We start from the raw sequence: 24,145 nt of genomic DNA, 5'->3' as shown, positions 1-24,145 counted from the left end.
GGTAAAAGCGTTAGAAGCGGGCCAGTGCGGAACCCCATGTCAGGCCGCCACCCAGCGCTTCCATCAGCACCAGATCACCCTTTTTGATACGGCCATCCCGCACAGCCTCATCCAGCGCCAGAGGAATGGACGCGGCGGAGGTATTCGCGTGGCGGTCCACCGTAATCACAACCTGTTCGGCCGGAAGGGCGAGCTTTTTGGCCACCCCTTCGATAATACGGATATTGGCCTGATGTGGGACAAGCCATGCGACGTCTGAATAATCCAGACCTTCGGCTTTCAGGGCTTCATCCACGGAGGAGGAAAGCTTTGCGACCGCATGGCGGAAAACATCACGCCCGTTCATTTTCAGGTAGCCGCTTTTATCACGGCGACCGACCGCACCATCGACATACAGGAGATCACCAGCAGTGCCATCGGAATGAAGATGCGTGGACAAAAGTCCCTGCTCGCCCGGCGTATCGGAACCGGAGAGCACAACGGCACCAGCACCATCGCCAAACAGCACACAGGTGCCACGGTCAGACCAGTCGATAATCCGGGAATAGACTTCACTCCCGATGACCAGAATGTTCCGCGCTTGCCCGGCCCGGATAAAGGCATCCGCTGTGGAAAGAGCGTAAATGAAGCCAGAGCAGGCCGCGGCGAGGTCGAACCCGAAGCCCTGTTTCATGCCCAACTCCGCCTGAATGCGCACGGCTGTTGCCGGAAAAGCCTGATCCGGGGTGGATGTCGCAACAATCACGGCATCAATGTCATCAGCGCTCAGACCGGCGTAATCCAGTGCCTTGCGCGCTGCGGCGGCCCCCATGCTGGTTGCCGTATCGTGCTCACCCGCAATATGCCGCTGGGTGATGCCGGTGCGGGTTTTTATCCAGTCATCGGACGTTTCAAGCCGGGCTGCCAGTTCATCGTTAGACACGACCCGATCCGGCAGAAACCCGCCAAACCCTACCAGAAGCGAACGTCTCGCCATTACCGTTCTTTCATTGTCAAACACCAGCACTCAGGACGGCCTGACAACCAGTGCCCTGAACCTGTGTCTGATCAGGAAGCCGTCGTCTCAGGCTCACGCTCAAGCGCGGCCTGCTGACGGGAGAGAAGCGCCCCCATATGGGTCAGGCGCTCGCGAATACTATCATTAAATCCATGCGTAACCATATCCATGGCCACATCCACAGCCGCGGCAAAGCCCTCAGCATCTGTTCCACCGTGGGATTTCACCACAACGCCGTTCAGACCGACAAAAACCGCGCCGTTATACCGGCGCGGATCAAGCCATTCCTTCATGCGTTCAAGGCCGGGCTTTACAAGCAGATAGCCAATTTTAGAAATAATGCCGCGATTAAAGACCTGACGCAGCAGGGAAGACGCCATTTTCAGCGCCCCTTCCCCTGTCTTGAGCGCCACATTCCCGGTAAAACCGTCCGTCACCACCACGTCAGTTGTACCCGCCGTGATGTCATGACCTTCGATAAATCCGTGGAACTGGGCCGCAAGCGGGCTTTCGCGCAGGGCTTCAGACGCTACGCGCAGCTTCTCATCACCCTTCAACTCTTCCGAGCCGATGTTGAGAAGCCCGATGCGGGGAGCAGGCAGGCCCAGCACAGCTTTGGCAAAGGCCTCGCCCATCACGGCAAATTCAACCAGATTGCGCCAGTCACACGCCACATTAGCCCCAAGATCAAGCATGACAACGTCACCCTTAACCGTCGGACTGATGGCGGCCATGGCGGGCCGGGAAATACCGGGCATGGTCTTAACGACAATTTTTGCCAGAGCAAGCATGGCACCACTATTGCCCGCAGAGACCACGCCTTTGGCGCGACCGCTTGCAACGGCATCCATCCCCAGACGCATGGAAGACTGGCGCACCCGCAGGGCAGCGGTGGGCTTCATGTCCATGGGGATGGCAGCATCCGTATGCCAGATGGTGCAGATTGCTTCCGCTTTAGGATATTTTGCCAAAAGCGGACGCAGACAGGCTTCATCACCCGTCAAAAGCACACGCATGCCGGGATGGCGATCAGCTGCGATGGCAAGCCCGGCAACGACCACGTCGGGAGCTCCGTCCCCCCCCATCCCATCAACCGCAAGGCTAAAAACCTCGCTCTGTTCAACGGGGGAATTCTCGGAAATCTCTCTATCGCTCATGCCTGCTTCTCTGCCATGCCGCAGATGCCTTACTCCCGTACAACCGCATTACCTCATGGTAATGCGAGCCGCTTGCCCTCAGGCGCGAACAGCGACTTTCAGTGCCTTGCCAGCCGCAATCACTTCACGACCATCGTAGTGGCCGCAGTGGCTGCAGATGTTGTGCGGGCGCTTGAGCTCACCACAGTTGGAGCATTCAGCATGAGCCTCCACACGCAGAGCCTGATGGCTGCGACGCATGCCACGACGTGAAGGCGAAGTTTTTCTTTTGGGTACAGCCATGGGACCGAGCCCCTCCAAACAGATCTAAGACTACCGGCATCGTGGACAATCCACATACCGAAAGACAAAACAGGTTAATCACCAGATTGAGGGCGGCCTCTAGCAGAGAGCCGCCCCTTTCGCAAGCAAGAGCGCAATAAAACCTGCGCTGACACGTCAGCTATCTTTGCGGCGCAACCGTGCGAGATCAGCAAACGGATTCATTTTTTTCTCTGCGGCGTCCTGCTCTGCCAGCTTTTCCGCCTCTTCCTCACTTATGACAAGCCCTGCGGGCAGACTAGCATCCGGAGCATGGGGGTATGGCTCAAGATCCAGTGCGAACTGCTCCACCGCAGCTTCCCCAAGGTCTATCGATTCCCCCGCATAGGGAATCTCATCCACGGCTTCCAGATCAGGAACCGCCTTTTCCTCAAAATGCTCCTCGGGCACAAACTCCACAACAAAGGAGCCAGCCAGCATATCCTCAAATGGCTCTAACGTGCGCACACACGTCTGCTTGAACCGCACAGCCAGCGCCCCGTGGGCGGACACAATATCGCGCCGACCAAGTGAGAGCGTATATTTGCAGCGAAACATGCTGATTTCAGGCAGCCCGAGCCGCTCAGCAACCTGCCTGCATTCCGCAGGCGTTGCCTCGACCATGAGATCCAACCCGGCCGCGCCGATTCGACGCACGGCAACGGGACGGGAAAATTCCGGCTTATGGGGCATGGAAACCTCCTGAAATTCTAGCTTCTGAAAAAACAGACAGCCCTCCCGCCGCCAGTGTGCGGAAGCGCCTTCAGCAGCCCTAACATAAAGCGCCACCGGTGCCATCATCCCGCCTAAACCGGACCGCCACATAATTCAGGAATTGACGCACAGAGCCCGTTGGGGCATCCGACAGAGTAGGTCTTCCTTCATGCCGTAGCCTGAAAGATCAAACCTTCTCAGAGTGACCTGTTACAGATTTGGGGACGCCTTACTGATATGACACCGCACCGCAAGAAAAGCATGACGCGCTTCGGCACCGCCTGTGGTGCGCTGGCTGCGGCATTTGTCATTTCCGGCTGCTCCGTGTTCGCCCCCACGCCTATCCCGCGCGGTTCTCTGGTGGAAGCGGATGATTACAATCAGCTTACACCGGGCACCAGCACCCGCGCCGATGCGGTGGATCTTCTCGGCTCCCCAACCACAAAGGGTGCCTTTGATGACAACACATGGATTTACATTTCCATGACCACCTACATGAAGCCCATGGATTTTCCGGGGATCGACAAGCAGCAGCTCGTGGTTCTGAAGTTTGATAACGCTGGCATGCTGCAAAGCCTGCGGACGCTGAACCGTAAAGACAGCCGCCCTGTCTCCATGATCAGCAAGGTCACCCCGACACCGGGCACGAGCATCAATATCCTTCAGCAGATTCTGGGCAACGTGGGCCGTTACAACCCAATGCAGAACATGATGGGTGGCGCGAATGGTATGGGTGGCGGCGGCTCGGGTATGATGGGCGGCAACAACGGTCCGGGCCACTTCGGCGCGGGTAATACGCTCTAATATCTTCCCCGCCCCTTAGGGCAGGACCAATTTGACACGTAGCCCACCGGCGGGCGAGGCATCCAGTTCCATGTCTCCCCCATGGGCACGCACAATGTCACGAGAAATGGTCAGGCCCAGCCCTGTACCTCCACCTCGCCCACTTTCAAACGCCCGAAAAACGGCTTCCCGCCGCTCAGGGCGGATACCCGGCCCGTCATCGTCCACCAGCAGGCAGACACCGTCCTGTATGGCGTAAGCCGTAATGGCAATCGCTCCGCCATGCCTGCGCGCATTATCCAGCAGGTTTGTCAGGGCGCGCTTCATGGCGTCCGGCCGCATATGGGCGGTTAAACCCGGCTGCACCGTAACAGACGCAACGGTTGCTCCGGACCGGCGCGCCGCAGCCACGACATCCTCGATAAACGGCGCCATCTCGACATGCTCGGGCGTTTCCGCCCCCTCACCGCGCGCAAAGGCCAGATAGCTGCCGATCATGTGTTCCATCTCGGCGATATCGCCGATCATGTCATCCACATCCGCGCTCAGCTCTTCCCCTTTAATCGTGCCGGTACGCGGCACCATGGCGAGAGAAAGCCGCAGCCGTGTGAGCGGTGTGCGCAGGTCGTGCGAGACACCAGCCAGAACGCCCGTCCGCTGTGAGACAAAGCGGTAAATCCGGTCCTGCATACGGTTGAAGGCCACAGCGGCCTTACGCACTTCCTGCGCGCCTTCCAGCTTGATGGGGCCAATGTCCCGCCCCAACCCGAACTGCTCCGCCGCCCGCGCAAGACGGCGGATAGCGCGGATCTGATTGCGCATGAACAGACTGGCCACCACAAACAGCAGAACGGAACTACTGAACGCCCAGACCACAAACAACCAGATCTGCCCCATATCCAGCCGTTTGCGCGGTGCATCCACATCCAGCACACCATCGGGCAACTGAATGGCAATTTTTACGGTATGCGGGTCGCTCTTCCAGTTTACAAAAAACGGATAATCAATGGCTGTATCCAGCGCATGTGCCAGATCATCATCCATCGGGCCGGTAATATGGTTGGAGCCAAAACGATGCAGCCGTGCGCCGGGGTGCCATGTTTCCACAAGCTGCAAATGGTCCCGCGCCTGCGCGACAAACCACGCCTTATCGCTCTGCTTTTGCAAATGTTCCAGCGCGTTGAGGGAGAGCACAATGTCAGATGTCACGCTGTCAGACAGCCGACGGGATACAACCTTGAGAAAATTCCCGTAAAACAGTTCCAGCGAAATAGCCTGTGTGACCAGCAGCGGGATCAGCACAATCAGCAAAGAGCGCCCCAGCAGCGAGCGCGGCAGCACGCGCCGTACGGATTTTTCCATACTGCGGGACTTTAAAACCCCTGAGGGGAAAAGCCGGAGTGTTCGCCTCTTCATACCCGCAACACGGACAGATAGCTCTTACTGCACGCCGGGTTTGAGCACATAGCCACGCCCGCGAATAGTGTGCAGAAAGCGCGGTTCACGCGGGTCCGGCTCAATGCGGCGCCGTAGCCGTGTGACCTGCACATCAACCGCGCGCTCCCCGATTTCCGCCATATCCAACGCACGGGCGATTTCCTCGCGGGAAAAAATTTCATTCGGACGACGCGCCAGCACGGACAAAAGGGCTGCCTCGCCACCTGTCAGATGCACATTGCCCTCCGGGCCAGACAGCAAGGCCCGTACCGGGTCAAACTCCTTCTCACCCAACCGGATAATCCGCAGATTGTCCGACGCCGGAGCCGGTGCCAGCCGCCGCAAATGCGCCTTGAGCCGCAATAGCAGTTCTCGCGGTTCAAACGGTTTACCAAGATAATCATCGGCCCCCGCTTCCAGCCCGGAAATCCGGTCGGCCGGTTCGCCCCGCGCCGTAAGCAGCACAATCGGCAAATCCTGCCCCGCCTCCCGCAGAGCGCGGGTGAGTTCCAGCCCGTTTTCTCCCGGCATGGTTACGTCCAGAACCATCGCGTCGGGCTGGATGCTTTGAAGAGTCTGCCGCGCCTCTGCCGCACTGGCCGCCACACTGATGCGAAACCCCTGCTCGGATAGGTAGCGATGCAGCAGCCGCCTCAGGCGTGGGTCATCATCCACTACAATCACATGCGGGGCCATGCCCTCTTCGGGCACAAGATCGCGGTGGCTAGGGTCCATTGCGTCTCTTTCTCCGTCCTGCGGCATCATCCGCAATCATCGCGCGACTGCTTTCCGAAAGCATACCATGCATGACACGCCGAAACCCTTCCACTGCGGCTCCGCCTGCTTCTCTGTAGGCGGCACTCAGACACTGGCGCACAACGGCAAACAGTCGGGCTTCCACAGCCTGCCCCTCTTTGCTCAGATGCAACAGCCTCTGCCGCTTGTCCCGCAGACTGGTTTCGCTCTTCAGGTAGCCACGATCCTGCAACTCGCCCAATGTGCGCCCAAGGCTCTGTTTCGTCACCCCCAGTGTCTCCTGAAGGCGGCTGACGGGGATACCGGGACTAAATGCCAGCACCTGCAACACGCGATAGTGGGCACTGCCCAACCGTTCTTCCGTCAGAATCGGCTCCAGCGCCGCGGCCATATCGCGCCCTGCCAGAAACATCATGGCCTGAGCCAGACGGAGTTGCTCTTCCCGCAGGAACAGGAGGCCCGCACCGGCTTCATCATGCGGGCGATAGACGGTATTCATCAGCACCTGTCATTTTGCTGCATAACCCGCACCCTCAGACCGGGGCCGGACTGGTAGCCGGACGCCGCCCGCTCAACCGCGCCCGCAATTTGCCCAGACGCAGCACACCCGCCAGACGGCGATCAACAAATGCCGCGAGAGCGGCTTCATTCTGTCCGCGCGCCAGCCAATATAGCAACGTTGCGCCATAGACTGCGCCGAGTGTCAGACGTTTGGTGACATATGTCATGCCAGACGACTCATCCTCCGCAGCCTGCCAGATCGCATTGATGGTCCGCATCAAAGACCGCCGCAACGCACCACGTGCGCACGGCGTGGCCAGTGTCGCAAACCCGCTTCTCGCCCCCATCCGCATAGCAGAATCGGTTGGCAGACGTAGCAGAATCGCCTGCCTGACACGCTGGCTCAGCCGTGGCTCAGCCGTATCCTGCATGGCCATGACCATCTCGCGGTCACACAGGTCGGACCACGCTTCAACCATTTCCACAGCCCCGCCGGGGAAAAACAGGTCTGCTTCCGGTCCGGCAACATCCCGCAACACAGGGACACTCCAGCCACGCTCTCCCGCCACAGCGGCCAGCTTGTGAAGCGCTGCATCCCGCACCGCGTCCCGTTGTATGGGATGTGGCATGCTGCCTGTGGCAAGGCCCGCCACCGCAAGAGAAATAGCCTGCTCGACCCGGCCCCAAACTGTGGTCATGTCCGCACTCCGTATCGCGTTATCTCGGCGTCAAATCCGAGCTTTCCAAGATCATCCATTCGCATGGGATAAAGAATCCCGTCCAGATGATCCATTTCATGCTGCATGACATTGGCGCGAAAACCTGACGCTACGCCTTCCACGCGCTGCCCCATCTCGTCATATCCCGCATAACGGACCCGTCTGTAACGCGGGACTTCCCCACGCAGGCCGGGAATGGAGAGGCAACCTTCCAGACGCGGTACCTGCTCCTCTCCCACCGGCTCCAGAACGGGGTTGATCAGCACCTGTACCGCACAGGGTGGATCTTCCTCCCCCTCACTCCGGCTTTCCGGCACACAATAAAGAAAAATCCGTTTTGAAACATGGACCTGCGGTGCCGCCAGCCCAACCCCACCAGCATCTTTTAAGGTTTCTATCATATCCTGAATCACGCGCTGGGTGTCTGGCGCGGTGATCTCTTCAACCTCTTCCGCCCGCCCGAGCAGAACAGGATGCCCCATCCGGGCAACTTTCAAGACCGCCATACCCGCCTCCTTATTGTTCTATGGACTACTCACAAGAGTTTGTGACCCGGAAGCAAGAACGAATTGTGTCTTTGCGCAAGCCCGTGCTATAGACGCCGCCAATAGAGGAATCGGTGGCACGCAGTTGCTTTGCCGAGTCTTTTCCATATCACGTTAAAACCGGGGTTATCCGGGTTTTCTGAAACAGGGGTTAGTGGCCAAGTGCACGTTCTCGTCCGTGACAACAATGTCGATCAGGCTCTCAAAGCGCTCAAGAAAAAAATGCAGCGTGAAGGCATCTTCCGTGAAATGAAGCTGCGTCGTCATTTCGAAAAGCCTTCCGAGCGTAAAGCGCGTGAGTCTGCTGAGGCCGTGCGCCGCGCCCGCAAGATGGAACGCAAGCGTATTGAGCGCGAAGGCTTCTAAAGCTTCCGCACTGACTACGCCAAAAAGGGCGGGACACATCGCGTGTCCCGCCCTTTTTTTATTCTCAACGTGGCAACCTCACCTTTGCCAGACCAAAAGCTGAGACCAGAAAAGCCAACACCCGAGATTTATTCACAACCCTCCATGGCGACAGGACGGAAAGGAAAGCCCTCCCCTTCGCGTCCTACCTTCACACGCATCACCGCTGCGCCTGTCCCGCCTTAGTGAGCGTCCATCAGACGGTGTGACAGATAGACCGCCTCCAGTGCCCGCTCATGCGCGACTTCCGGCGCGTTCACGGTACCGGAATGGCCGCCTTCAATATCTTCATAATAGAAGAAAGGCTTACCCAATGCTTCCAGCCGGGCCGCAAAGCGACGCGCATGCACGGGTCCCACGCGGTCATCACTGGTGGCTGTAAAAATGAATGGCTCCGGGTAGGAAACATCCGCTTTCAGATGTTGCACCGGGGAAATGGAGCGTAGGAACTCAGCCTCCGCCGGAACAGACATGGAGCCATATTCCGCAGCCCATGAGGCCCCGGCGGACATCGTTTCAAAATGTTCCATATCCAGCAGCGGCACCCCAATAATCACCGCGTTCCACAAGTCCGGGTGCTGTGTCATTTCCACACCGGACAGCAGACCCCCATTGGACCTCCCGCGAATACCCAGATGGCGCGAAGAGGTGATCTTGCGACTGATCAGATCGCGCCCGACAGAGGCAAAGTCATCATACACTTTCTGCCGCCCGGACTTCCTGCCTGCCTCATGCCATGCCGGGCCAAATTCACCGCCACCGCGAATATTAGCCACCACATACACGCCACCCCGGTCCAGCCAGAGCTGGCCCATTTCCGGCGTGTAAAGCGGTGTGTAGGACACCTGAAAACCACCATAGCCCGTCAGCAGGGTCGGGTTGGCCCCATTCAGCGCCATGTCGCGCCGATGCACGATGAAATAGGGAATACGGGTGCCATCCGTGGAGGTCGCCCAGAACTGCTCCGTCACCAGATTATCCGTCTTGAACCGCGCCGGAGCAGACTTGACCTTACGCGGCTGGGCGGCTCCCTCCAACAGCCAGAGCTGCGACGGTTCCAGATAGCCCTCAACGCTCAGAAAAGCCGTGTCCGAAGCATGGTCTGTATCCACGATATGGATAGAGGTCATATCCGGCAGCGCCAGAGGGGTCGCCTTCCAAGGCTGCCCGGCCTGCGCGGGTGTAAAGCGAATAGCCCTGCCCCGAACATTATCAAACAGCGTAACAAGAACTGTGTTTTTCGTGACACCCACCTGATCAATCGACTGAGACGGACCGGGTGTGAAGAGCGCCTGTACACCGTGCTCCACCCCGGTTGGGTCAACAGAAAGCAGGCTCCCCGCCGGAATTACAGGCTGTCCGTCTGGGTGCCAGTCTTCTTCAATCGAGACAATCAGACGCCCTTTCAGCAGCCCCTGAATTTCACTTTTTGCCGGTAGGGCCAACCAACGCAAAGTGTGCCCAGCCTCCACAACGGCATAGCGCGTTTCAAAAAAGTTAAGGCTCCGCTGGATAAGGACCAGTTGATGCCCATCCCCATCCGTCAACACTATAGGCGTGACGGCCATATCAGATGGCTCCCCCCGGAAGAGGTCTTTTTCCTGTCCGGCAGGCTGCCCACGCACCATGGTTTTTACCACAAACGGGTAGCCCGAAGGTGTCAGGGTTGTGCCTTTACCGTCCCAGTCCCGCGCCAGCACAATCGTGTTGTCATCCACCCATGCAGCGGTCTGCTTGGAGCGCGAGAACACAAAACCACCCGGCACAAACTGCCCGGTTCTGGTATTGAACTCCCTCAGAGTTTCGGCATCTTCCCCGCCATTAGAGAGCGCCACAAGGCAATGCTCATCCGCAGGGGCCAGACAGTTAGGGCCTTTAAAGACCCAGTTTACCCCATCCTGTTTTGCAAGAGCGTCAACATCGAGCCTAACAGTCCAGTCAGGCGTTTTTTTCAGGTAAGAGGCCTGACTGGTTGCCCGCCAGAGACCATGAGGATGCGCGGCATCCTGCCAGAAATTCCAGACCTTCCCGCCCATGAGCGACGGCATGGCCAGACGGTCTGGCGCCTGAAGACCAGACAATACTTTTTTATAAAACCCGGCATAGCGCGGGTCTTTTTCCAGCGTGCTTGTGGTGTGCTGGTTCTGCGCACGCACCCATGCCATAGCCTGCGGCCCGTGAATTTCATCCAGAAAGGCTGTGTTTGTCTGGGCTGTAATAACCGGGGCGTTGCCAGACGGTGTTTCTGCCGCCTGAGCCTGAGCGAACATGCTATGTGCGGCACCTACCATGACAAGCGCAGACGCCGCCCCTGTCAGAATCCACTGTTTAAACCGCATTTTTACTGCTCCCGGACATCTCTACACTCTCGTACAGACTGTTTTTCCACCGTATTGAAAAACAGTCCAGTCACACCGGGAAACAAACAGGAACAGGCCAAAGAAAAACCCCCGGTGCATGACACCGGGGGTTTCCTTATATCAGACCGTCAGACACCGGCCCGGACCGTTTTTAGTTCTGGAGTTTATCCAGTTCACGAACAATCGCTTCACCCATCACGGATGTTCCGACACGGGCCATGCCTTCACTCATGATGTCCGCCGTGCGTAGGCCGCTTTCCAACACGCGGGAGACAGCCTCTTCTACCATCTTCGCTTCGTCCTGAAGGTTCAGCGAATAGCGCAGCAGCATGGCGAAGGAGAGGATCTGCGCAATCGGGTTGGCAATGCCCTGCCCGGCAATATCCGGCGCACTCCCGTGGATCGGCTCATACAGGGCCGCGCACTTTCCATCAGCCCGCACCGCACCCAGCGTGGCGGACGGCAGCATACCGAGGCTACCTGTCAGCATGGAGGCCAGATCGGACAGGATATCCCCGAACAGGTTGCCAGTCACAATCACATCAAACTGGCGCGGGTTGCGCACAAGCTGCATGGCGCAGTTATCGGCCAGCATGTGTGTGAGCTTAACATCCGAAAATTCGCGGGCATGGAGGTCTGTCACAACCTCTTTCCACAGCAGGCCGCTTTCCATCACGTTGCATTTTTCAACGGAACAGACGTGGTTGGAACGCTTGCGGGCCATTTCAAACGCTACGCGTGCCACACGCTCGATTTCAGGTGTCGTGTAAACTTCGGTGTTAATACCACGCCGCGTACCATCCGGCAGGGTTTCAATCCCGCGTGGATCACCAAAATAAATACCGCCAACTGTCTCACGGACAATCATAATGTCCAGACCGCGCACCACATCTGGCTTGAGTGTGCTGGCATCCACAAGGGCATCAAACACTTTGGCCGGACGCAGGTTGGCGAACAGTTCCAGCTCCTGTCGGAGTTTAAGAATGGCCACTTCCGGGCGCTTCTCAAAGCCCACATGGCCCCAGCGCGGGTCCCCAACCGAGCCGAACAGAACCGCATCTGCCGCGCGGGCTTTTTCAATCACCTCATTGCGGATTGGCTCGCCATATTCAGCAAGAGACGCCCCACCCACCAGATCTTCCGTAATCTCAAACGCAAGTCCGCGGTTCTTTTCAAGCCAAGTGATCACGCGGCCAACTTCGTGCATCACTTCCGGGCCAATGCCATCCCCGGGCAGAACAAGCAGTTTTGCAGGCTGAGCACTCATGGTGTTTCCCATTCTTCAATCAAGGGTGATTGAGGGCATCCAGGGGCGTTCCCCGGCGACCTTCTGTTCAAAGGACTTAATTTCAGTCTCGTGCTGAAGTGTCTGACCAATATCATCCAGCCCCTCAAGCAGCATGTGCTTGCGGAACGGGTCAATTTCAAATGGCACTTCCTCACCATCCGGACGAACCACCACCTGCCGGGGCAGGTCAATGGTCAGCCGGGCATTGCTGCCCATGGTGGAATCCGACATCAACTGCTCACAGATTTCACGGGGTAGCGTGATGGGCAGGATGCCGTTTTTGAAGCAGTTATTGAAGAAAATATCCGCAAAAGAGGGGGCAATCACACAGCGGATGCCAAAATCCAGCAACGCCCACGGCGCATGCTCGCGGGAAGACCCGCAGCCGAGATTGTCATAGGTGACAAGAATCTCGGCTTTCCGCCAAGGCTCCTTGTTCAGAATGAAGTCCGGATTTTCAGACCCGTCCGGCCGATAGCGCATGCTGTCAAACGCATATTTACCCAAGCCCGTGCGCTGTGTGGTTTTCAGGAAGCGAGCCGGGATAATTTTGTCCGTATCAATGTTGGCTTCGGGCAGCGCCGCAGCAACAGCGGACAGAGTGGTGAATTTATCCATCAGACCAGCTCCCTCGCATCTGTCAGGCAGCCGGTAACAGCCGCCGCAGCCGCCATGGCGGGAGAAAGCAGATGCGTCCGTCCGCCCGGCCCCTGACGGCCTTCAAAATTCCGATTGGAGGTAGAGGCGCAACGCTGGCCCGGAGTCAGTTTATCTGGATTCATGCCCAGACACATGGAGCACCCGGCCTCACGCCATTCAAACCCGGCATCCAGAAAAATCTGGTCCAGACCTTCCTCTTCCGCCTGCATTTTCACAAGCCCGGAGCCCGGTACGATCATGGCGCGCACACCCTCCGCAACCTTACGGCCAGCAGCAACCTGAGCCGCGGCGCGCAGGTCTTCAATGCGGCTGTTGGTGCAGGAGCCAATAAACACGACATCCACCGGTGTTCCGGCAATTTTCTGTCCGGCTTCCAGCCCCATATAGTCCAGCATCCGCTGCATCTGGGCGCGTTTTGACTCGTCCGCCTCCTGCGCCGGGTCCGGCACCGTGCCGGTAATGGGCAGAACCGTTTCCGGGCTGGTGCCCCATGTCAGGCTGGGCGCAATATCTTCCGCCCGCAGAGAGACATCCTTATCAAAATGAGCGCCGTCATCCGTCGCCAGTGTGCGCCAGAAGGAGACAGCTTTCTCGAAGTCCTCGCCCTTGGGGGCAAACGGACGGTTGCGGACATAGTCAAAGGTCGTGTCATCCGGGGCGACAAGCCCAGCCCGTGCGCCAGCCTCAATGGACATATTGCAGATGGTCATGCGCCCGGCCATGTCCAGACCACGAATGGCGGAACCCGCGAACTCAATCACATGCCCGGTGCCACCGGCGGTGCCGATATGCCCGATAATGGCCAGCATCACATCCTTGGCCGACACGCCCGGCGCCAACTGGCCTTCCACCGTCACCCGCATGTTTTTGGCGGGGCGTTGCAGAATGGTCTGGGTGGCCATCACATGCTCGACCTCGGACGTGCCGATGCCGAACGCCAGCGCGCCAAGCGCGCCATGTGTGGAGGTATGGGAATCTCCGCACACAATGGTCATACCCGGCAGAGAAATGCCCTGCTCCGGCCCAACCACATGCACAATACCCTGAGAGGCGGACAGCAGCGGGAAATACGGAACCCCGAATTCCTTCACATTCCGTTCCAGCGTTTCAATCTGGTTCCGGCTTTCCGGCTCTTCGATAGGTTGGGTGCGGTCAGAGGTGGGAACATTATGGTCCACCACAGCCATGGTCATTTCTGGATGACGCAGCTTCCGCCCGGCCAGACGCAGGCCTTCAAACGCCTGCGGGCTTGTCACCTCATGCAGAAGATGACGATCAATATAAAGGATAGAGGTGCCATCCGGCAGGGTTTCGACAACATGGTGGTCCCAGATCTTGTCGAATAACGTACGCGGCGCCATCGCCCTCCCCTTTCATGGAACGGCACGGACTCGCGCAGATCAGCCTGAACTCAGCCATGGTCTGACAGACGAAAAACCCGCGCCTTCATCTTCTCAGCACCCAAAAACCCGGCGGGCCGAAGCCCCACCGGGTTTTTAAGTGAAGCAGGCAACCCGAAGGCCCCCTGCTGCATCATGCTTTTAGCCAGCAACTGCCGGAGCAGCAACGTCACGCGGACGTTCTGCAATACGAGCGGACTTACCGCTACGGCCACGCAGGTAATACAGCTTTGCACGACGCACTTTACCGCGACGCACAACCTTGATTTCAGCAATGGTCGGAGCATAGAGCGGGAACACACGCTCCACACCTTCACCATTGGAGATTTTGCGCACGGTGAAGTTGCTGTTCAGGCCCTTGTTGGAACGGGCAATCACAACACCTTCAAATGCCTGAAGACGCTTGCGCTCACCTTCAACAACCTGCACGGACACGCGGAGCGTATCACCGGCTGCAAATTCCGGCACGGCGCGAGCGGCTGTCAGACGTTCGATTTCTGCAGCTTCATACTGCTGAATAATGTTCATTTCGGTATCCTTCCTCAAACCCCTGTTGGGTCTGTCTGCCCGTTTTTCCCGTTGGCAGCAGCCCCGTTTTTCTCCCTGCGAGCCAGCCAGGCAGACCACAGGTCCGGCCGTCTTTCCCGCGTGATTTCTTCCGCCTGCGTCTGACGCCACGCAGCAATTGCCGCATGGTTTCCTGACAGCAGGACTTCAGGCACGTTTTGACCATCCCATACAGCGGGACGGGTATAATGAGGATATTCCAGCAGGCCTTCGGAAAAACTTTCCTCAACCCCGCTTTCCTCACTCCCCATCACGCCGGGCAGCAGCCGGACGCAGGCATCCAGCAGCACAAGGGCGGCTGTCTCTCCACCAGACAGAACATAGTCTCCAACGGACACCTGTTCGATCTGGCGGCTTTGCAGCACACGCTCGTCCACACCTTCAAACCGACCGCACAACAGCACCAGACCCGGCCCTTGTGCGTAACGCTGCACGTCCTGCTGGCGCAGCGGGCGGCCTCGGGGCGTTAAAAACACCCGCGGCACGTCTGCCGGAACCTGCGTGGCGTCCAGAGCGGCATCCACCACATCCGGGCGGATCACCATGCCAGCCCCACCACCAAACGGGGAATCATCCACCGCCCGATGTCGGCCCAGCCCCTGCTCCCGCAGGTCCTGCGCCGTGCAGGACCACACGCCGCCTTCCAGTGCGCGACCAGCCAGAGACAGCCCCAGCGGACCGGGAAACATCTCTGGAAACAGTGTCAGCACCGTAGCCTGCCAGCTCACGCCGCAGGTCCCACTGCTTTGACTGTCCCTACGCCACGCCCTTCCTCACCAGAGACCTCATCCGGACGCACGATGGAAACCACGCGCCCTTTCAGATCAATCTCCGGCACGCAGGCGCGGGTAAACGGCACCAGCACGCCACCGGTCAGTTCCAGACTGGCACCACCCCCGTAATCATGCACCATGACAACCTGCCCCAAAGAGCAGTCACCTTCCCGCGCCTCCATACCGATCAGATCAGCATGGTAGAACTCTTCTTCCTCAGGCTCGGGCAGCACATCACGCGGCACATATAAGCGGGCATTGACTAGCGCCTGCGCTGCGGTCCGGTCGGCCAGCGGCTTGCCCTGCGCATCACGCAGTTCCGCCACACCATCCGCCCCACGCCACCGCAGAGACCATTCCCGCCCCTTATCATCCAGCAGAACCTTGTAGGCTTCCAGCGCGGACGCATCGGCAGCGTGGCTGTGCACATGCACAAGCCCGCGCACGCCATGCGGCCTGCCGATAACGCCTATCTGGATAAGGTCTGCGCGCATGATCCGGTCAGCTTAGCTCGCTCTGGCCTCAGGCTGCGGCGGCAGCTGCGGCAGCGGCAGCTTTAGCGCGTTCCTGAGCTTTCTTCTTCGGAGCAGACTGCTTGGGCTGCTCGGCATAAGCAGGCTTAGGAGCCAGACCAGCGTTCCCCAGAAAACGTGCAACGCGGTCCGTTGCCTGCGCACCCTGAGACAGCCAGTGGGTGATGCGCTCGTCAACCAGACGCACGCGTTCAGCGTGGTCAGACGGCAGCATCGGGTTGTAGGAACCCACTTTCTCGATAAAGCGGCCATCACGCGGGGAACGGCTGTCAGCCACAACGATGTGGTAGTAAGGACGCTTCTTGGCCCCTGCGCGGGCAAGACGAATTTTAAGACTCATTCAGACTTCTCCAAAACTCTGAAAAAACTTCGGATAGAAACAGGCCGCTTAGCGGAAGGGAGAACCACCACCCGGCGGCCCTCCACCCATTCCCTTAGGCATGAGCGCGGACATACCCTGGCGCATGAGACCTTTCACGCCGAGCTTGTTAAAGCGCTTCATCATTGAGGACATCATATCAAACTGCTTGAGCAGCTTGTTGACCTCCTGAACACTCGTCCCTGACCCGGCTGCAATCCGCTTCTTGCGGGAGGCCTTGATAACGGCAGGCGCTTTGCGCTCACCTTTGGTCATGGAAGAAATAATGGCCAGATGCGTCTTGAGGATGGAGGTATCAAGATCCTTGTCACCAAGGGCTTCCTTGATCTTCCCCATACCCGGCAACATGCCGACAATTCCGGAAATGGACCCCAGCTTGCTGATCTGTTTGATCTGCGATGCGTAATCATCAAGATCGAACTTGCCGGCCATCATTTTCTTGGCCAGCCGTTCCCCTTCTTCATGATCAAGGGTATCAGCCGCTTTTTCCACCAGCCCGGCGATATCGCCCAGACCGAGGATACGGCCCGCAACACGCTCGGGGTGGAATTCCTCCAGCGCATCCAGCTTTTCACCAGAGCCGGTCAGCTTGATGGGCGCACCGGTAATAGCCTTCATGGACAGGGCCGCGCCACCGCGGGCGTCACCATCCATACGGGTCATCACCACGCCGGTCACACCCACGGCGTCATTAAACGCCTTGGCTGTATTGACGGCGTCCTGCCCGGTCATGGCATCCACAACCAGCAGGGTTTCCGCAGGCTGGGTCACGGCGCGAACCTGCCGGACCTCTTCCATCAGCGCTTCGTCTATGGAGAGACGACCTGCGGTATCCAGAATAACAACGTCATAGCCTTCACGACGCCCGACATCCATCGCGCGCTGCGCGATTTCAACCGGAGTCTGGCCCGCAACAATCGGCAGGGAGGCGACATGCGCCTGCTCCGCCAACTGGGCAAGCTGCAACTGGGCGGCGGGGCGCTGGGTATCCAGCGAGGCCAGCAGCACCTTCTTGCGCTCACGCGTGGACAGGCGCAGGGCGATTTTACCAGAGGTTGTGGTTTTACCAGACCCCTGCAAACCCACCATCAGCACCGGCACAGGCGGCACAGCACTCAGGTTCAGCGGGACAGCGCCCGCGCCCCCAAGGGCATCAATCAGCGCGTCATTAACAATTTTCGCAACGGCCTGACCGGGGGAAATGCTTTCCAGCACCTCCGCACCCACGGCGCGTTCCTTCACCTTATTAACGAAGTCCTTGACCACAGGCAGCGCAACGTCTGCGTCCAGCATCGCCAGACGGACTTCGCGCATTGCCTCCATAACGTCAGCTTCTGACAGCGCGCCACGTTTGGCGAGCCCATCAAAAACCCCGGAAAGCCTGCCTGAAAGTGCCTCGAACAAAAGCCTATTACCCCAAAAGGAGACGCGCCACTGCGCGAACACTCGCGGAGTGGCGGTCCTGATTTGTGAGAGGGAGTTACAACCCCACTCTCACCGAGTCAAGAAACGTCTGTGTTTTACTTGTCAGACGGCGGCGGAGCGGGGTGTTCAGCTTCGCGCAGCTGCTCCATCAGGTCATGAATTTTGGTCTGACGCGCCTTGACCTGCGCCAACTGGTCCGGTGTCAACACATCATGGATGCGGGAAGCCACGTCCAGATGGCGTGCTTCAGCCTGCGCACGCAGAGTCGCCTGCTGCTGCTGCAAGGCGGCAATCTTGTCTTTATCGACTGGGCCGGGCGATGTCAGGATATCCTGAATCTGCTGGTGAATTTTGGAAAACTCACCCCGCATGTCATCGGCGTGATCCTGATCGCGCGCGTCATGCAGGATAGTATCAACCTGCTTGCGCTGCTGTTTGGTCAGATCCAGCCCTTCCAGCATGCTCATGGCATGGCCGTGACCACCGCCCATCATGCACCCGCCGGGGCCACCCGGCGGCGGAAACTCCCCCTTACCGGGGTGCGCTGAGGCAGGCAGAGCAGCAAGGGAGAGACCGATGACCGCCGCTGTGGCGAGGAAACCATTTCTGTAGTTCATGGACTCTGACAACTCCTGAAAATTCTACGTCCTGAATACTATCCGCCAAGACGGTACGCGGACACAAGGCGCTCACCACACTGTCATACCGCAGCGTTCATCTCAGCTCATGGAATAGACAATGACCACAACCGGGATCAGCCCCAGCAAAAACCATGAGCCCATGGCGCACGTTGCGACAGCATGGGCAACCCGCCCCTGCAACCGTGCCCGTGCGGCAGCCCCCGACAGAACCTGACGCTGAGGTTCTCCACCTGTCGATTCATAGTGCATTTGAATGCTCCTCATCCGGTGACAAGACCTGTATTTCAGGCTGAGAGAACGCTCAGGTTCATCAGTCTGTAAGGTCCTGTCTGCATGCAGACAGGGGCAAATTCATGGCACGGACGTGTCTATCCGACACAAAACACGCATCACATGCGGCAGGAAGAATTAGGGCTTACGTAAGAAATCCAGAAAAAGAGCCGCATCCGCCACATCCCGCAGCCGCGAGGCGATACGGTCGGTCACATCCGTATCTTCCCCCCAGCGCGCCATCTGCTCGCTCTCATCCAGCGTCGCGCAGGCCAGCAGTTCTTCCGGTGTGCCCTGCCCTTTGACCAGAGCCAACCCGAGATACAGACTGCCCAGAGCCGGAACCGCAACACCGAGTGCCGCCAGTTCCGCATCGGACAGGGACTCCAGAAGGGCGCGTAACGTGTGCAGGGTAGCGTCCGGTTGGGTGATGGGCATTACCCCCTCCGTCGTGCGCAGTTCCATCCCGAAGGTATCCTGACACCAATCGAGCCATGGCCCCCAGAGTTCGCGCTGCCGCCGTGCCAGTCTGGAATTTCCGGCCTCGCGGTAACACAGCAGGTCACTACTGGCATAAGCCAGCAGACTATCGATCACACCGGCCCGCGCGCCCGGCACTCGCTCCAGCATGGACCCGGCAATACGGGTCAGCGGGAGATCTTCCGGCCGGAAATAGCCGCCCACCGTCAGGCCTGCCGCCTGCCATTCTGCCGCCAGAGCCTCCGCCAAAGCACGGGACGGCACAGAAAGCGCCGTGCGCTCGGGCAAGCGGACCGGCCTGCCATCAAGCTGCACGGCAAACCCATCCTGCTCCGGCACAACACTGGCCTGTTTCCAGAACCGCTTGCGCGCTCCAGCTGGCACTGGGGCGGCGGTTGGCGTTTTTTCCTGATCGCTCATTTAAACAACCCCAGACCACGCAGCATGTTCATGACCTTCCCCTCTTTACCGGCCTTGGGGGTGGACGGCGCGGGACCCGCCCCGCCCTCCCGCGCGGCGGAAAGCATTGTGGGGCAATTATCATTTCCGCTGTCATCCCCACCGATATTCAGCCCGTAGCGGCCGCCGTACGTGGGCTCCATTTTAGGCACCGGCGCTGTCAGCGTGCCCGTCACCCGCAGGTCGGACGAGGCCGATGCACCACCCAGCAGGACACGCGGTGAGAGATGCAGGTCCAGCGCCTCTGTGCCCAGACCAACCGTGCCGTGACCGTGCAGGGAGAGGAACGGGGTTTCCATGGCCAGCAGGTCAATCTGCGCGACCCCATCCGCAAACTGCATGTGTGTGCCAAAGCACCGGACCGGCATTTTACCCTTCAGCGGAACATCTGGCCCCAGCAGGGTGCGGAGGGCCGCGCCCCCAATAGAGCCATCCACTACGGATGCGCCAATATGCCCGGTCAAACTGCGCTTCCGGGCTGCCGCATCATCCCCTTGCAGGCTGACGGTGCCAACAAGCATCAACGCCCCCTGCATCAAAGAGGGTGCGCCCATCCAGCCCTGCACAGCCGCCACCGGCAGCACAACGGGATGCATCGCAATTTCGTAAGCAGGGGCGTTGCCGGACGCATCATAAACAAACCGGGCAGACTGGGCTGAGCCGGAACCTTCCGCCTGCACAGGGTCCGCCACCAAGCGGCCACCCTGCACGGAGACATGACTCGTCACCTGCGACCATGCGAGATCACGCCAGACCACATGCGGGCTTTCCACATTGGCTGTCAGCGTCAGGCCGCGCACCAGATCAGGCAGGTCATGCTTTTTCACCAGTGCCAGTGTGGACGCTGTTTCCACGTGTCCATCCACCTTGACACTTTCCGCCGTGGGGAACGTGCCGCCGGGAGCCAACTGGTCCAGCACACCATGCACGTCCACCGAGGAGTGACCACCGCCCAGCGTGCCCGCCATTTTCAGGCTGGAGGCCCCGTCCACAAGCGTCAGGCCCACCGGAATTTCCATCTTTTCCGGGGCCTGTGCGAGAGCTGTTATCTGCGCCAGTGTGCCGAGCGTGCCTCGCAACCCCAGCGCCTGCGCGCCAAGCTGGCCGTCACTTTGCACCGTTAGCGGATCATCCGGCTTTGCGGCGTCCAGCATGGCGCGGGTCAGTTTGCTGCCGGGCACAAAACGGCCCAGTTCAACTTGCCCGGTATGCACATGCAGCCCCTGCACGACGGGCTGCGCGCCAGAGCCTGCTATCTGTGCATCGACTGAAATATTCTGCCCATCCGGCAACTGCGCCCGCGGGAAAAACTGTTCAAGGTCCCGCACCTGCCCAAGAGAGCCGCCGACCTGAAGCGCATAAACGCGTGCGCCGTCCGGGTCCGTCACCTTGCCATCCACATGCGCCAGACCCGCAGGATGCCCGGCAATAGTCAGTGCCAGCTTGAACTGCACAGGAAACTCTTTGGCCCGCTGCGGCAACAGGCGGCCGGTCTGGCCGGTGAGCACAAACTGGCCTTTTCCTTTTTCACCCTGCACGTCAAAGCTGGGCGTCGCGCCGTCCAGATCCTTGGCCTGAATATGGCCAAAAGCGAGTTGGCCGGTTCTGTGCCGAACCTGATCATCCCACTGCACATCCGCTTTGGAAATGCGGAGTGTAGAAACACTCACATCCCAATGCATCTGGCCGGAGGACGCGCTTCCTGCCCCCGTATCCGGGCGCGCAGGCGGTTCAAACAGCCAGTCGGCCCGCCCATCCGGCAGACGACGCAGCGCCACATGCGGCTGAATGAGGCTGACATCATTAAACACAATGCGATGCTGGAAGAGCGGCAACAGACCAAGCCGGGCACGAACTTCCGCCGCCTCCAGCATCGCGGGAGCCACTTGCCCCTGCTCCCCTGCTCCAATCCCGGCTCCCGCCTCTGCATCTGCGACCCCGGACAGACGCACGCCACGCGCTTCCACCCACGGGAAGGGCAGAATCCAGACATGGAGTTGGTCGATCGTCAGATGACGGCCCGTCTGTTCTTCCACAGCGGCCACCAGCCGCACCCGCAGCCAGTTTGCATCCTGCATGGCGGAGACAACGCTACCGCCACCCACCAGCAGCACGGCAGCCCCGGCGACCAAACCAATTTTCCATTTCAGCCGCATCGGCTTCCTCCCGCGTTCCAGAAGTCGCTATTATCCGCCGCGACGGGACGGTTTGGGCGTTACCCCCGGTGTAAAGCCCAGAGCACGGAAGGTCTCACGCATATGCGGCGGGAGTTCGGCAGTGACCGTCAGCCGCCCCCCGGCCGGATGGGGCATATCCAACTGGCGAGCATGCAGATGCAACTGGTCCGTAAACCCCTCAACATGCGCGGTGGCCCCGCCATATTTCGGGTCCCCCAGAATCGGGGTGCCGAGCGATTCACAATGCACGCGCAACTGATGCGTCCGGCCTGTCAGCGGAGACAGAGCCAGCCATGAGAATTTACGGGCTGCCGAATCTAGAACCTCATAGGTCGTGCGTGCATACTGGCCGTCCGGGTCCTTGCGGTCCGCCGCCACCATAATAGCGTTAGCCCCTACGCCAAGCCGCGCCAGAGGCTGGTCAATCTCACCCTCCATCGGGTCAGGACGCCCGACCACCACAGCCCAGTACGTCTTTTTAACATCCCGCCCACGGAAAGCTTCCGCCAGTTTGGCGGCCACGCCGGGTGTGCGGGCAAGCAGCAGCAGGCCGGACGTATCTCGGTCAATCCGGTGAACCAGACGCGGGCGTGGATCATCCGGCTCGCCCCGCAGGCCGTCCAGCATCATATCCACATGTTTGGTAATGCCGGGGCCACCCTGCACCGGCAGACCTGCCGGTTTATTCAGCACAATCAGATGCTTGTCCTGATACAGCACCATACCCTGAATTTCCCGCACCAGACGCTCATCCAGCGGGCGCGGGGCATCCTTTGCCGGTTTTGCGGCCATGGGGATAGGCGGCACGCGCACGGACTGGCCCGGTTGCAGGCGGGTGGACGCTTCGGCACGTTTGCCATCCACCCGTATCTGCCCGGTACGGCACAGCTTTTGCAACGCCCCCTGCGTCAGATGCGGGTAATGGCGACGAAAATAGCGATCAAGGCGAATATCCGCCTCGTCTTCGCTCACAGTCAGAATCACAACACTCATGCGACGATATTCACGACTGACGCCGATCCCGCAAGCGGGCCAATGTTTCCAGACGGTGGCTTATCTCCCGCTCAAAGCCCCGTCCGCTCGGATTATAAAAGGTCTGGCGGCCCATTCCGTCCGGAAAATAATTCTGTCCAGAGAAGCCTTCCTCCGCATCATGATCATACTGATAGCCCTTCCCGTAGCCGATATCCTTCATCAGCTTTGTGGGCGCATTCAGGATATGCGCAGGCGGCATCAGGCTGCCCGTGGCCTTTGCGGCACGGCGGGCCGCCCCATAGGCTTTATAAACACCGTTGGATTTGGGAGCGGTCGCCAGATGCACCACAAGCTGCGCCAGCGCCAGTTCCCCCTCCGGTGAGCCAAGACGTTCGTACGTCTCCCACGCGGCAATAGCCAGCGGCAGCGCATGGGGGTCCGCCATCCCCACATCTTCCGCCGCAAAACGGGTCATACGCCGTGCGAGGTAGCGTGGGTCTTCCCCACCTTCCAGCATCCGGGCGAACCAGTAGAGCGCGGCATCCGGGTCTGACCCGCGCAGGGATTTATGCAATGCTGAAATCAGATTGTAATGTTCTTCCCGGTCCCGGTCATATAGCACGGCACGCTTGGCCAGCAGACGAGCCAGAGCCTGCGCATCCAGCGGCGCATCCGTTTTCAGGCTGAGAATCTGCTCCACCATGTTCAGCAGGTAGCGGCCATCCCCATCCGCCATGGCGCGAAGTGTCGCGCGTCCTTCCTCAGTCAGCGGTAAAGGCCGCCCGGTTTCTTCTTCCGCCCGCGCCAGCAGCGCTTCTTCCGCCGGATCATCCAGCCGGTTGAGCACCATGACCTGACAGCGGGACAGCAGGGCCGAATTCAGCGCGAAGGAGGGATTTTCCGTGGTCGCCCCCACCAGCACGATGGTGCCATCTTCCACCACCGGCAGAAAGCCATCCTGCTGGGCGCGGTTAAAGCGATGGATTTCATCCACAAACAGCAGCGTGCCGCCTCCGGCTTCTGCCTGCCTGCGCGCATTTTCAAAGGCTTTTTTCAGATCCGCAACACCGGAAAAAACTGCGGAAAGCTGGACAAACCGCAGCCCTGCGGCCTGCGCCAGCAACCGTGCAATGGTCGTCTTCCCAACGCCGGGGCCACCCCAGAGAATCAGGCTGGCAAGGGAGCCACGCTCAAGCATACGCGTCAGCGTTCCATCCGGCCCGAGCAGATGCGCCTGCCCCACCACATCCTCAAGCCTGTTGGGGCGGAGGCGATCCGCCAGCGGCTGGTTGGGCGCAGGGCGCGTGGGATGCATCGTGGAAGGCTCACGCTCCAGCGGCGGAGCCTGCCCCCCAAAAAGATCTTCCCCCATCGTCGTGCCCGAAGGTGTCGTGCGCCGTGCCGCCATACCCGCCTGTCCTGAAACTATCCGCCCCTGATATCG

The 24,145-nt window shown here is 59.5% G+C and carries 26 protein-coding genes; 2 read left to right on the top strand and 24 right to left on the bottom strand.

Going from position 1 to position 24,145, the window contains the following annotated elements; genetic code table 11:
- Positions 1–10 precede the first annotated feature (10 nt).
- The 4 genes from AD949_RS06055 to AD949_RS06040 all read right to left on the bottom strand — a co-directional run bounded on the left by AD949_RS06055 (position 11) and on the right by AD949_RS06040 (position 3,147).
- Positions 11–976 (bottom strand): beta-ketoacyl-ACP synthase III, encoded by a 966-nt coding sequence (locus tag AD949_RS06055; protein ID WP_048836562.1) that lies wholly within the window; start codon positions 974–976, stop codon positions 11–13.
- Positions 977–1,047: 71 nt separating this feature from the next.
- Complete coding sequence (plsX, locus tag AD949_RS06050) at positions 1,048–2,154, bottom strand: phosphate acyltransferase PlsX (protein ID WP_048836529.1); 1,107 nt, start codon at positions 2,152–2,154, stop codon at positions 1,048–1,050.
- A gap of 78 nt (positions 2,155–2,232) precedes the next feature.
- Complete coding sequence (gene rpmF, locus AD949_RS06045) at positions 2,233–2,436, bottom strand: 50S ribosomal protein L32 (protein WP_025825885.1); 204 nt, start codon at positions 2,434–2,436, stop codon at positions 2,233–2,235.
- A gap of 156 nt (positions 2,437–2,592) precedes the next feature.
- The gene (locus AD949_RS06040; protein WP_048836563.1) at positions 2,593–3,147 is read right to left on the bottom strand and encodes a DUF177 domain-containing protein; all 555 of its coding nucleotides are present in this window, start codon (positions 3,145–3,147) and stop codon (positions 2,593–2,595) included.
- Positions 3,148–3,405: 258 nt separating this feature from the next.
- Here AD949_RS06040 and AD949_RS06035 point away from each other — a divergent pair, with 258 nt between their 5' ends.
- Positions 3,406–3,972 carry an outer membrane protein assembly factor BamE gene (locus AD949_RS06035; RefSeq protein ID WP_082064828.1) on the top strand — a complete coding sequence of 189 codons (567 nt, stop codon included), beginning with the start codon at positions 3,406–3,408 and terminating at the stop codon, positions 3,970–3,972.
- A 15-nt stretch (positions 3,973–3,987) separates the two neighbouring features.
- Here AD949_RS06035 and AD949_RS06030 read toward each other — a convergent pair whose 3' ends face one another.
- Genes AD949_RS06030 through def form a run of 5 tightly spaced genes read right to left on the bottom strand, consistent with a single transcriptional unit; the run spans position 3,988 to position 7,870 of the window.
- Entirely contained in the window at positions 3,988–5,367 is a 1,380-nt protein-coding gene (locus tag AD949_RS06030) for an ATP-binding protein (RefSeq protein ID WP_048836530.1), read from the bottom strand.
- 24 nt (positions 5,368–5,391) lie between these two features.
- The gene (locus AD949_RS06025; protein ID WP_244463419.1) at positions 5,392–6,123 is read right to left on the bottom strand and encodes a response regulator; all 732 of its coding nucleotides are present in this window, start codon (positions 6,121–6,123) and stop codon (positions 5,392–5,394) included.
- Complete coding sequence (locus AD949_RS06020; protein ID WP_048836531.1) at positions 6,113–6,643, bottom strand: MarR family winged helix-turn-helix transcriptional regulator; 531 nt, start codon at positions 6,641–6,643, stop codon at positions 6,113–6,115. The genes AD949_RS06025 and AD949_RS06020 overlap by 11 nt, the downstream gene beginning before the upstream one ends.
- Before the next feature lie 34 nt (positions 6,644–6,677).
- Positions 6,678–7,343, bottom strand: a complete 666-nt coding sequence (locus AD949_RS06015; protein WP_048836532.1) for a ubiquinone biosynthesis protein COQ9 — start codon at positions 7,341–7,343, stop codon at positions 6,678–6,680.
- Positions 7,340–7,870, bottom strand: coding sequence for a peptide deformylase (gene def, locus AD949_RS06010; protein ID WP_048836533.1), 531 nt, complete (start codon positions 7,868–7,870; stop codon positions 7,340–7,342). The genes AD949_RS06015 and def overlap by 4 nt, the downstream gene beginning before the upstream one ends.
- A 201-nt stretch (positions 7,871–8,071) precedes the next feature.
- Between def and rpsU the strand changes: the two genes are divergently transcribed.
- Entirely contained in the window at positions 8,072–8,275 is a 204-nt protein-coding gene (gene rpsU / locus AD949_RS06005; protein WP_048836534.1) for a 30S ribosomal protein S21, read from the top strand.
- A 221-nt stretch (positions 8,276–8,496) separates the two neighbouring features.
- Here rpsU and AD949_RS06000 read toward each other — a convergent pair whose 3' ends face one another.
- From AD949_RS06000 to AD949_RS05935, 15 genes are all read right to left on the bottom strand, one after another.
- Positions 8,497–10,653, bottom strand: coding sequence for a prolyl oligopeptidase family serine peptidase (locus AD949_RS06000; RefSeq protein ID WP_244463420.1), 2,157 nt, complete (start codon positions 10,651–10,653; stop codon positions 8,497–8,499).
- 172 nt (positions 10,654–10,825) lie between these two features.
- Positions 10,826–11,941, bottom strand: coding sequence for a 3-isopropylmalate dehydrogenase (gene leuB, locus AD949_RS05995; protein ID WP_048836535.1), 1,116 nt, complete (start codon positions 11,939–11,941; stop codon positions 10,826–10,828).
- 15 nt (positions 11,942–11,956) lie between these two features.
- Positions 11,957–12,580, bottom strand: a complete 624-nt coding sequence (leuD, locus tag AD949_RS05990) for a 3-isopropylmalate dehydratase small subunit (protein WP_048836536.1) — start codon at positions 12,578–12,580, stop codon at positions 11,957–11,959.
- Positions 12,580–13,983, bottom strand: coding sequence for a 3-isopropylmalate dehydratase large subunit (leuC, locus tag AD949_RS05985; protein ID WP_048836537.1), 1,404 nt, complete (start codon positions 13,981–13,983; stop codon positions 12,580–12,582). Before leuC ends, leuD begins: the two co-directional genes overlap by 1 nt.
- A gap of 180 nt (positions 13,984–14,163) precedes the next feature.
- Positions 14,164–14,550 (bottom strand): 50S ribosomal protein L19, encoded by a 387-nt coding sequence (gene rplS, locus AD949_RS05980; RefSeq protein ID WP_048836538.1) that lies wholly within the window; start codon positions 14,548–14,550, stop codon positions 14,164–14,166.
- 14 nt (positions 14,551–14,564) lie between these two features.
- Positions 14,565–15,317, bottom strand: coding sequence for a tRNA (guanosine(37)-N1)-methyltransferase TrmD (trmD, locus tag AD949_RS05975; protein ID WP_048836539.1), 753 nt, complete (start codon positions 15,315–15,317; stop codon positions 14,565–14,567).
- Positions 15,314–15,856, bottom strand: coding sequence for a ribosome maturation factor RimM (gene rimM, locus AD949_RS05970; RefSeq protein ID WP_048836540.1), 543 nt, complete (start codon positions 15,854–15,856; stop codon positions 15,314–15,316). Before rimM ends, trmD begins: the two co-directional genes overlap by 4 nt.
- Positions 15,857–15,884: 28 nt before the next feature.
- The gene (gene rpsP, locus AD949_RS05965; RefSeq protein WP_048836541.1) at positions 15,885–16,235 is read right to left on the bottom strand and encodes a 30S ribosomal protein S16; all 351 of its coding nucleotides are present in this window, start codon (positions 16,233–16,235) and stop codon (positions 15,885–15,887) included.
- Between the two features lie 48 nt (positions 16,236–16,283).
- Entirely contained in the window at positions 16,284–17,678 is a 1,395-nt protein-coding gene (ffh, locus tag AD949_RS05960) for a signal recognition particle protein (RefSeq protein ID WP_048836567.1), read from the bottom strand.
- Between the two features lie 116 nt (positions 17,679–17,794).
- Positions 17,795–18,316: a Spy/CpxP family protein refolding chaperone gene (locus AD949_RS05955; protein ID WP_048836542.1), complete on the bottom strand. Its 522-nt coding sequence runs from the start codon at positions 18,314–18,316 to the stop codon at positions 17,795–17,797.
- Between the two features lie 102 nt (positions 18,317–18,418).
- A complete protein-coding gene (locus AD949_RS14080; RefSeq protein WP_156475922.1) occupies positions 18,419–18,589 on the bottom strand; it encodes a hypothetical protein in 171 nt (56 codons plus the stop codon).
- A 159-nt stretch (positions 18,590–18,748) separates the two neighbouring features.
- A complete protein-coding gene (locus AD949_RS05950) occupies positions 18,749–19,510 on the bottom strand; it encodes an ATP12 family chaperone protein (RefSeq protein ID WP_048836543.1) in 762 nt (253 codons plus the stop codon).
- Positions 19,507–21,705, bottom strand: coding sequence for an AsmA family protein (locus AD949_RS05945; RefSeq protein ID WP_048836544.1), 2,199 nt, complete (start codon positions 21,703–21,705; stop codon positions 19,507–19,509). Before AD949_RS05945 ends, AD949_RS05950 begins: the two co-directional genes overlap by 4 nt.
- Before the next feature lie 30 nt (positions 21,706–21,735).
- Entirely contained in the window at positions 21,736–22,719 is a 984-nt protein-coding gene (locus tag AD949_RS05940) for an RluA family pseudouridine synthase (protein WP_048836545.1), read from the bottom strand.
- 10 nt (positions 22,720–22,729) lie between these two features.
- Positions 22,730–24,109, bottom strand: a complete 1,380-nt coding sequence (locus tag AD949_RS05935; protein ID WP_048836546.1) for a replication-associated recombination protein A — start codon at positions 24,107–24,109, stop codon at positions 22,730–22,732.
- Positions 24,110–24,145: the final 36 nt, after the last annotated feature.

The sequence above is a fragment of the Acetobacter orleanensis genome (assembly GCF_001581005.1).
Classification (GTDB): domain Bacteria; phylum Pseudomonadota; class Alphaproteobacteria; order Acetobacterales; family Acetobacteraceae; genus Acetobacter; species Acetobacter orleanensis.
This window is presented reverse-complemented; position numbering and strand designations above follow the sequence as displayed.

Bases quoted from the DNA above. Each gene is read 5' to 3' on its own strand.
- AD949_RS06055 (WP_048836562.1), bottom strand. From the start codon at position 976: ATGGCGAGACGTTCGCTTCTGGTAGGGTTTGGCGGGTTTCTGCCGGAT.
- plsX (WP_048836529.1), bottom strand. From the start codon at position 2,154: ATGAGCGATAGAGAGATTTCCGAGAATTCCCCCGTTGAACAGAGCGAG.
- rpmF (WP_025825885.1), bottom strand. From the start codon at position 2,436: ATGGCTGTACCCAAAAGAAAAACTTCGCCTTCACGTCGTGGCATGCGT.
- AD949_RS06040 (WP_048836563.1), bottom strand. From the start codon at position 3,147: ATGCCCCATAAGCCGGAATTTTCCCGTCCCGTTGCCGTGCGTCGAATC.
- AD949_RS06035 (WP_082064828.1), top strand. From the start codon at position 3,406: ATGACACCGCACCGCAAGAAAAGCATGACGCGCTTCGGCACCGCCTGT.
- AD949_RS06030 (WP_048836530.1), bottom strand. From the start codon at position 5,367: ATGAAGAGGCGAACACTCCGGCTTTTCCCCTCAGGGGTTTTAAAGTCC.
- AD949_RS06025 (WP_244463419.1), bottom strand. From the start codon at position 6,123: ATGGACCCTAGCCACCGCGATCTTGTGCCCGAAGAGGGCATGGCCCCG.
- AD949_RS06020 (WP_048836531.1), bottom strand. From the start codon at position 6,643: ATGAATACCGTCTATCGCCCGCATGATGAAGCCGGTGCGGGCCTCCTG.
- AD949_RS06015 (WP_048836532.1), bottom strand. From the start codon at position 7,343: ATGACCACAGTTTGGGGCCGGGTCGAGCAGGCTATTTCTCTTGCGGTG.
- def (WP_048836533.1), bottom strand. From the start codon at position 7,870: ATGGCGGTCTTGAAAGTTGCCCGGATGGGGCATCCTGTTCTGCTCGGG.
- AD949_RS06000 (WP_244463420.1), bottom strand. From the start codon at position 10,653: ATGCGGTTTAAACAGTGGATTCTGACAGGGGCGGCGTCTGCGCTTGTC.
- leuB (WP_048836535.1), bottom strand. From the start codon at position 11,941: ATGAGTGCTCAGCCTGCAAAACTGCTTGTTCTGCCCGGGGATGGCATT.
- leuD (WP_048836536.1), bottom strand. From the start codon at position 12,580: ATGGATAAATTCACCACTCTGTCCGCTGTTGCTGCGGCGCTGCCCGAA.
- leuC (WP_048836537.1), bottom strand. From the start codon at position 13,983: ATGGCGCCGCGTACGTTATTCGACAAGATCTGGGACCACCATGTTGTC.
- rplS (WP_048836538.1), bottom strand. From the start codon at position 14,550: ATGAACATTATTCAGCAGTATGAAGCTGCAGAAATCGAACGTCTGACA.
- rimM (WP_048836540.1), bottom strand. From the start codon at position 15,856: ATGCGCGCAGACCTTATCCAGATAGGCGTTATCGGCAGGCCGCATGGC.
- rpsP (WP_048836541.1), bottom strand. From the start codon at position 16,235: ATGAGTCTTAAAATTCGTCTTGCCCGCGCAGGGGCCAAGAAGCGTCCT.
- AD949_RS05955 (WP_048836542.1), bottom strand. From the start codon at position 18,316: ATGAACTACAGAAATGGTTTCCTCGCCACAGCGGCGGTCATCGGTCTC.
- AD949_RS14080 (WP_156475922.1), bottom strand. From the start codon at position 18,589: ATGCACTATGAATCGACAGGTGGAGAACCTCAGCGTCAGGTTCTGTCG.
- AD949_RS05950 (WP_048836543.1), bottom strand. From the start codon at position 19,510: ATGAGCGATCAGGAAAAAACGCCAACCGCCGCCCCAGTGCCAGCTGGA.
- AD949_RS05945 (WP_048836544.1), bottom strand. From the start codon at position 21,705: ATGCGGCTGAAATGGAAAATTGGTTTGGTCGCCGGGGCTGCCGTGCTG.
- AD949_RS05940 (WP_048836545.1), bottom strand. From the start codon at position 22,719: ATGAGTGTTGTGATTCTGACTGTGAGCGAAGACGAGGCGGATATTCGC.
- AD949_RS05935 (WP_048836546.1), bottom strand. From the start codon at position 24,109: ATGGCGGCACGGCGCACGACACCTTCGGGCACGACGATGGGGGAAGAT.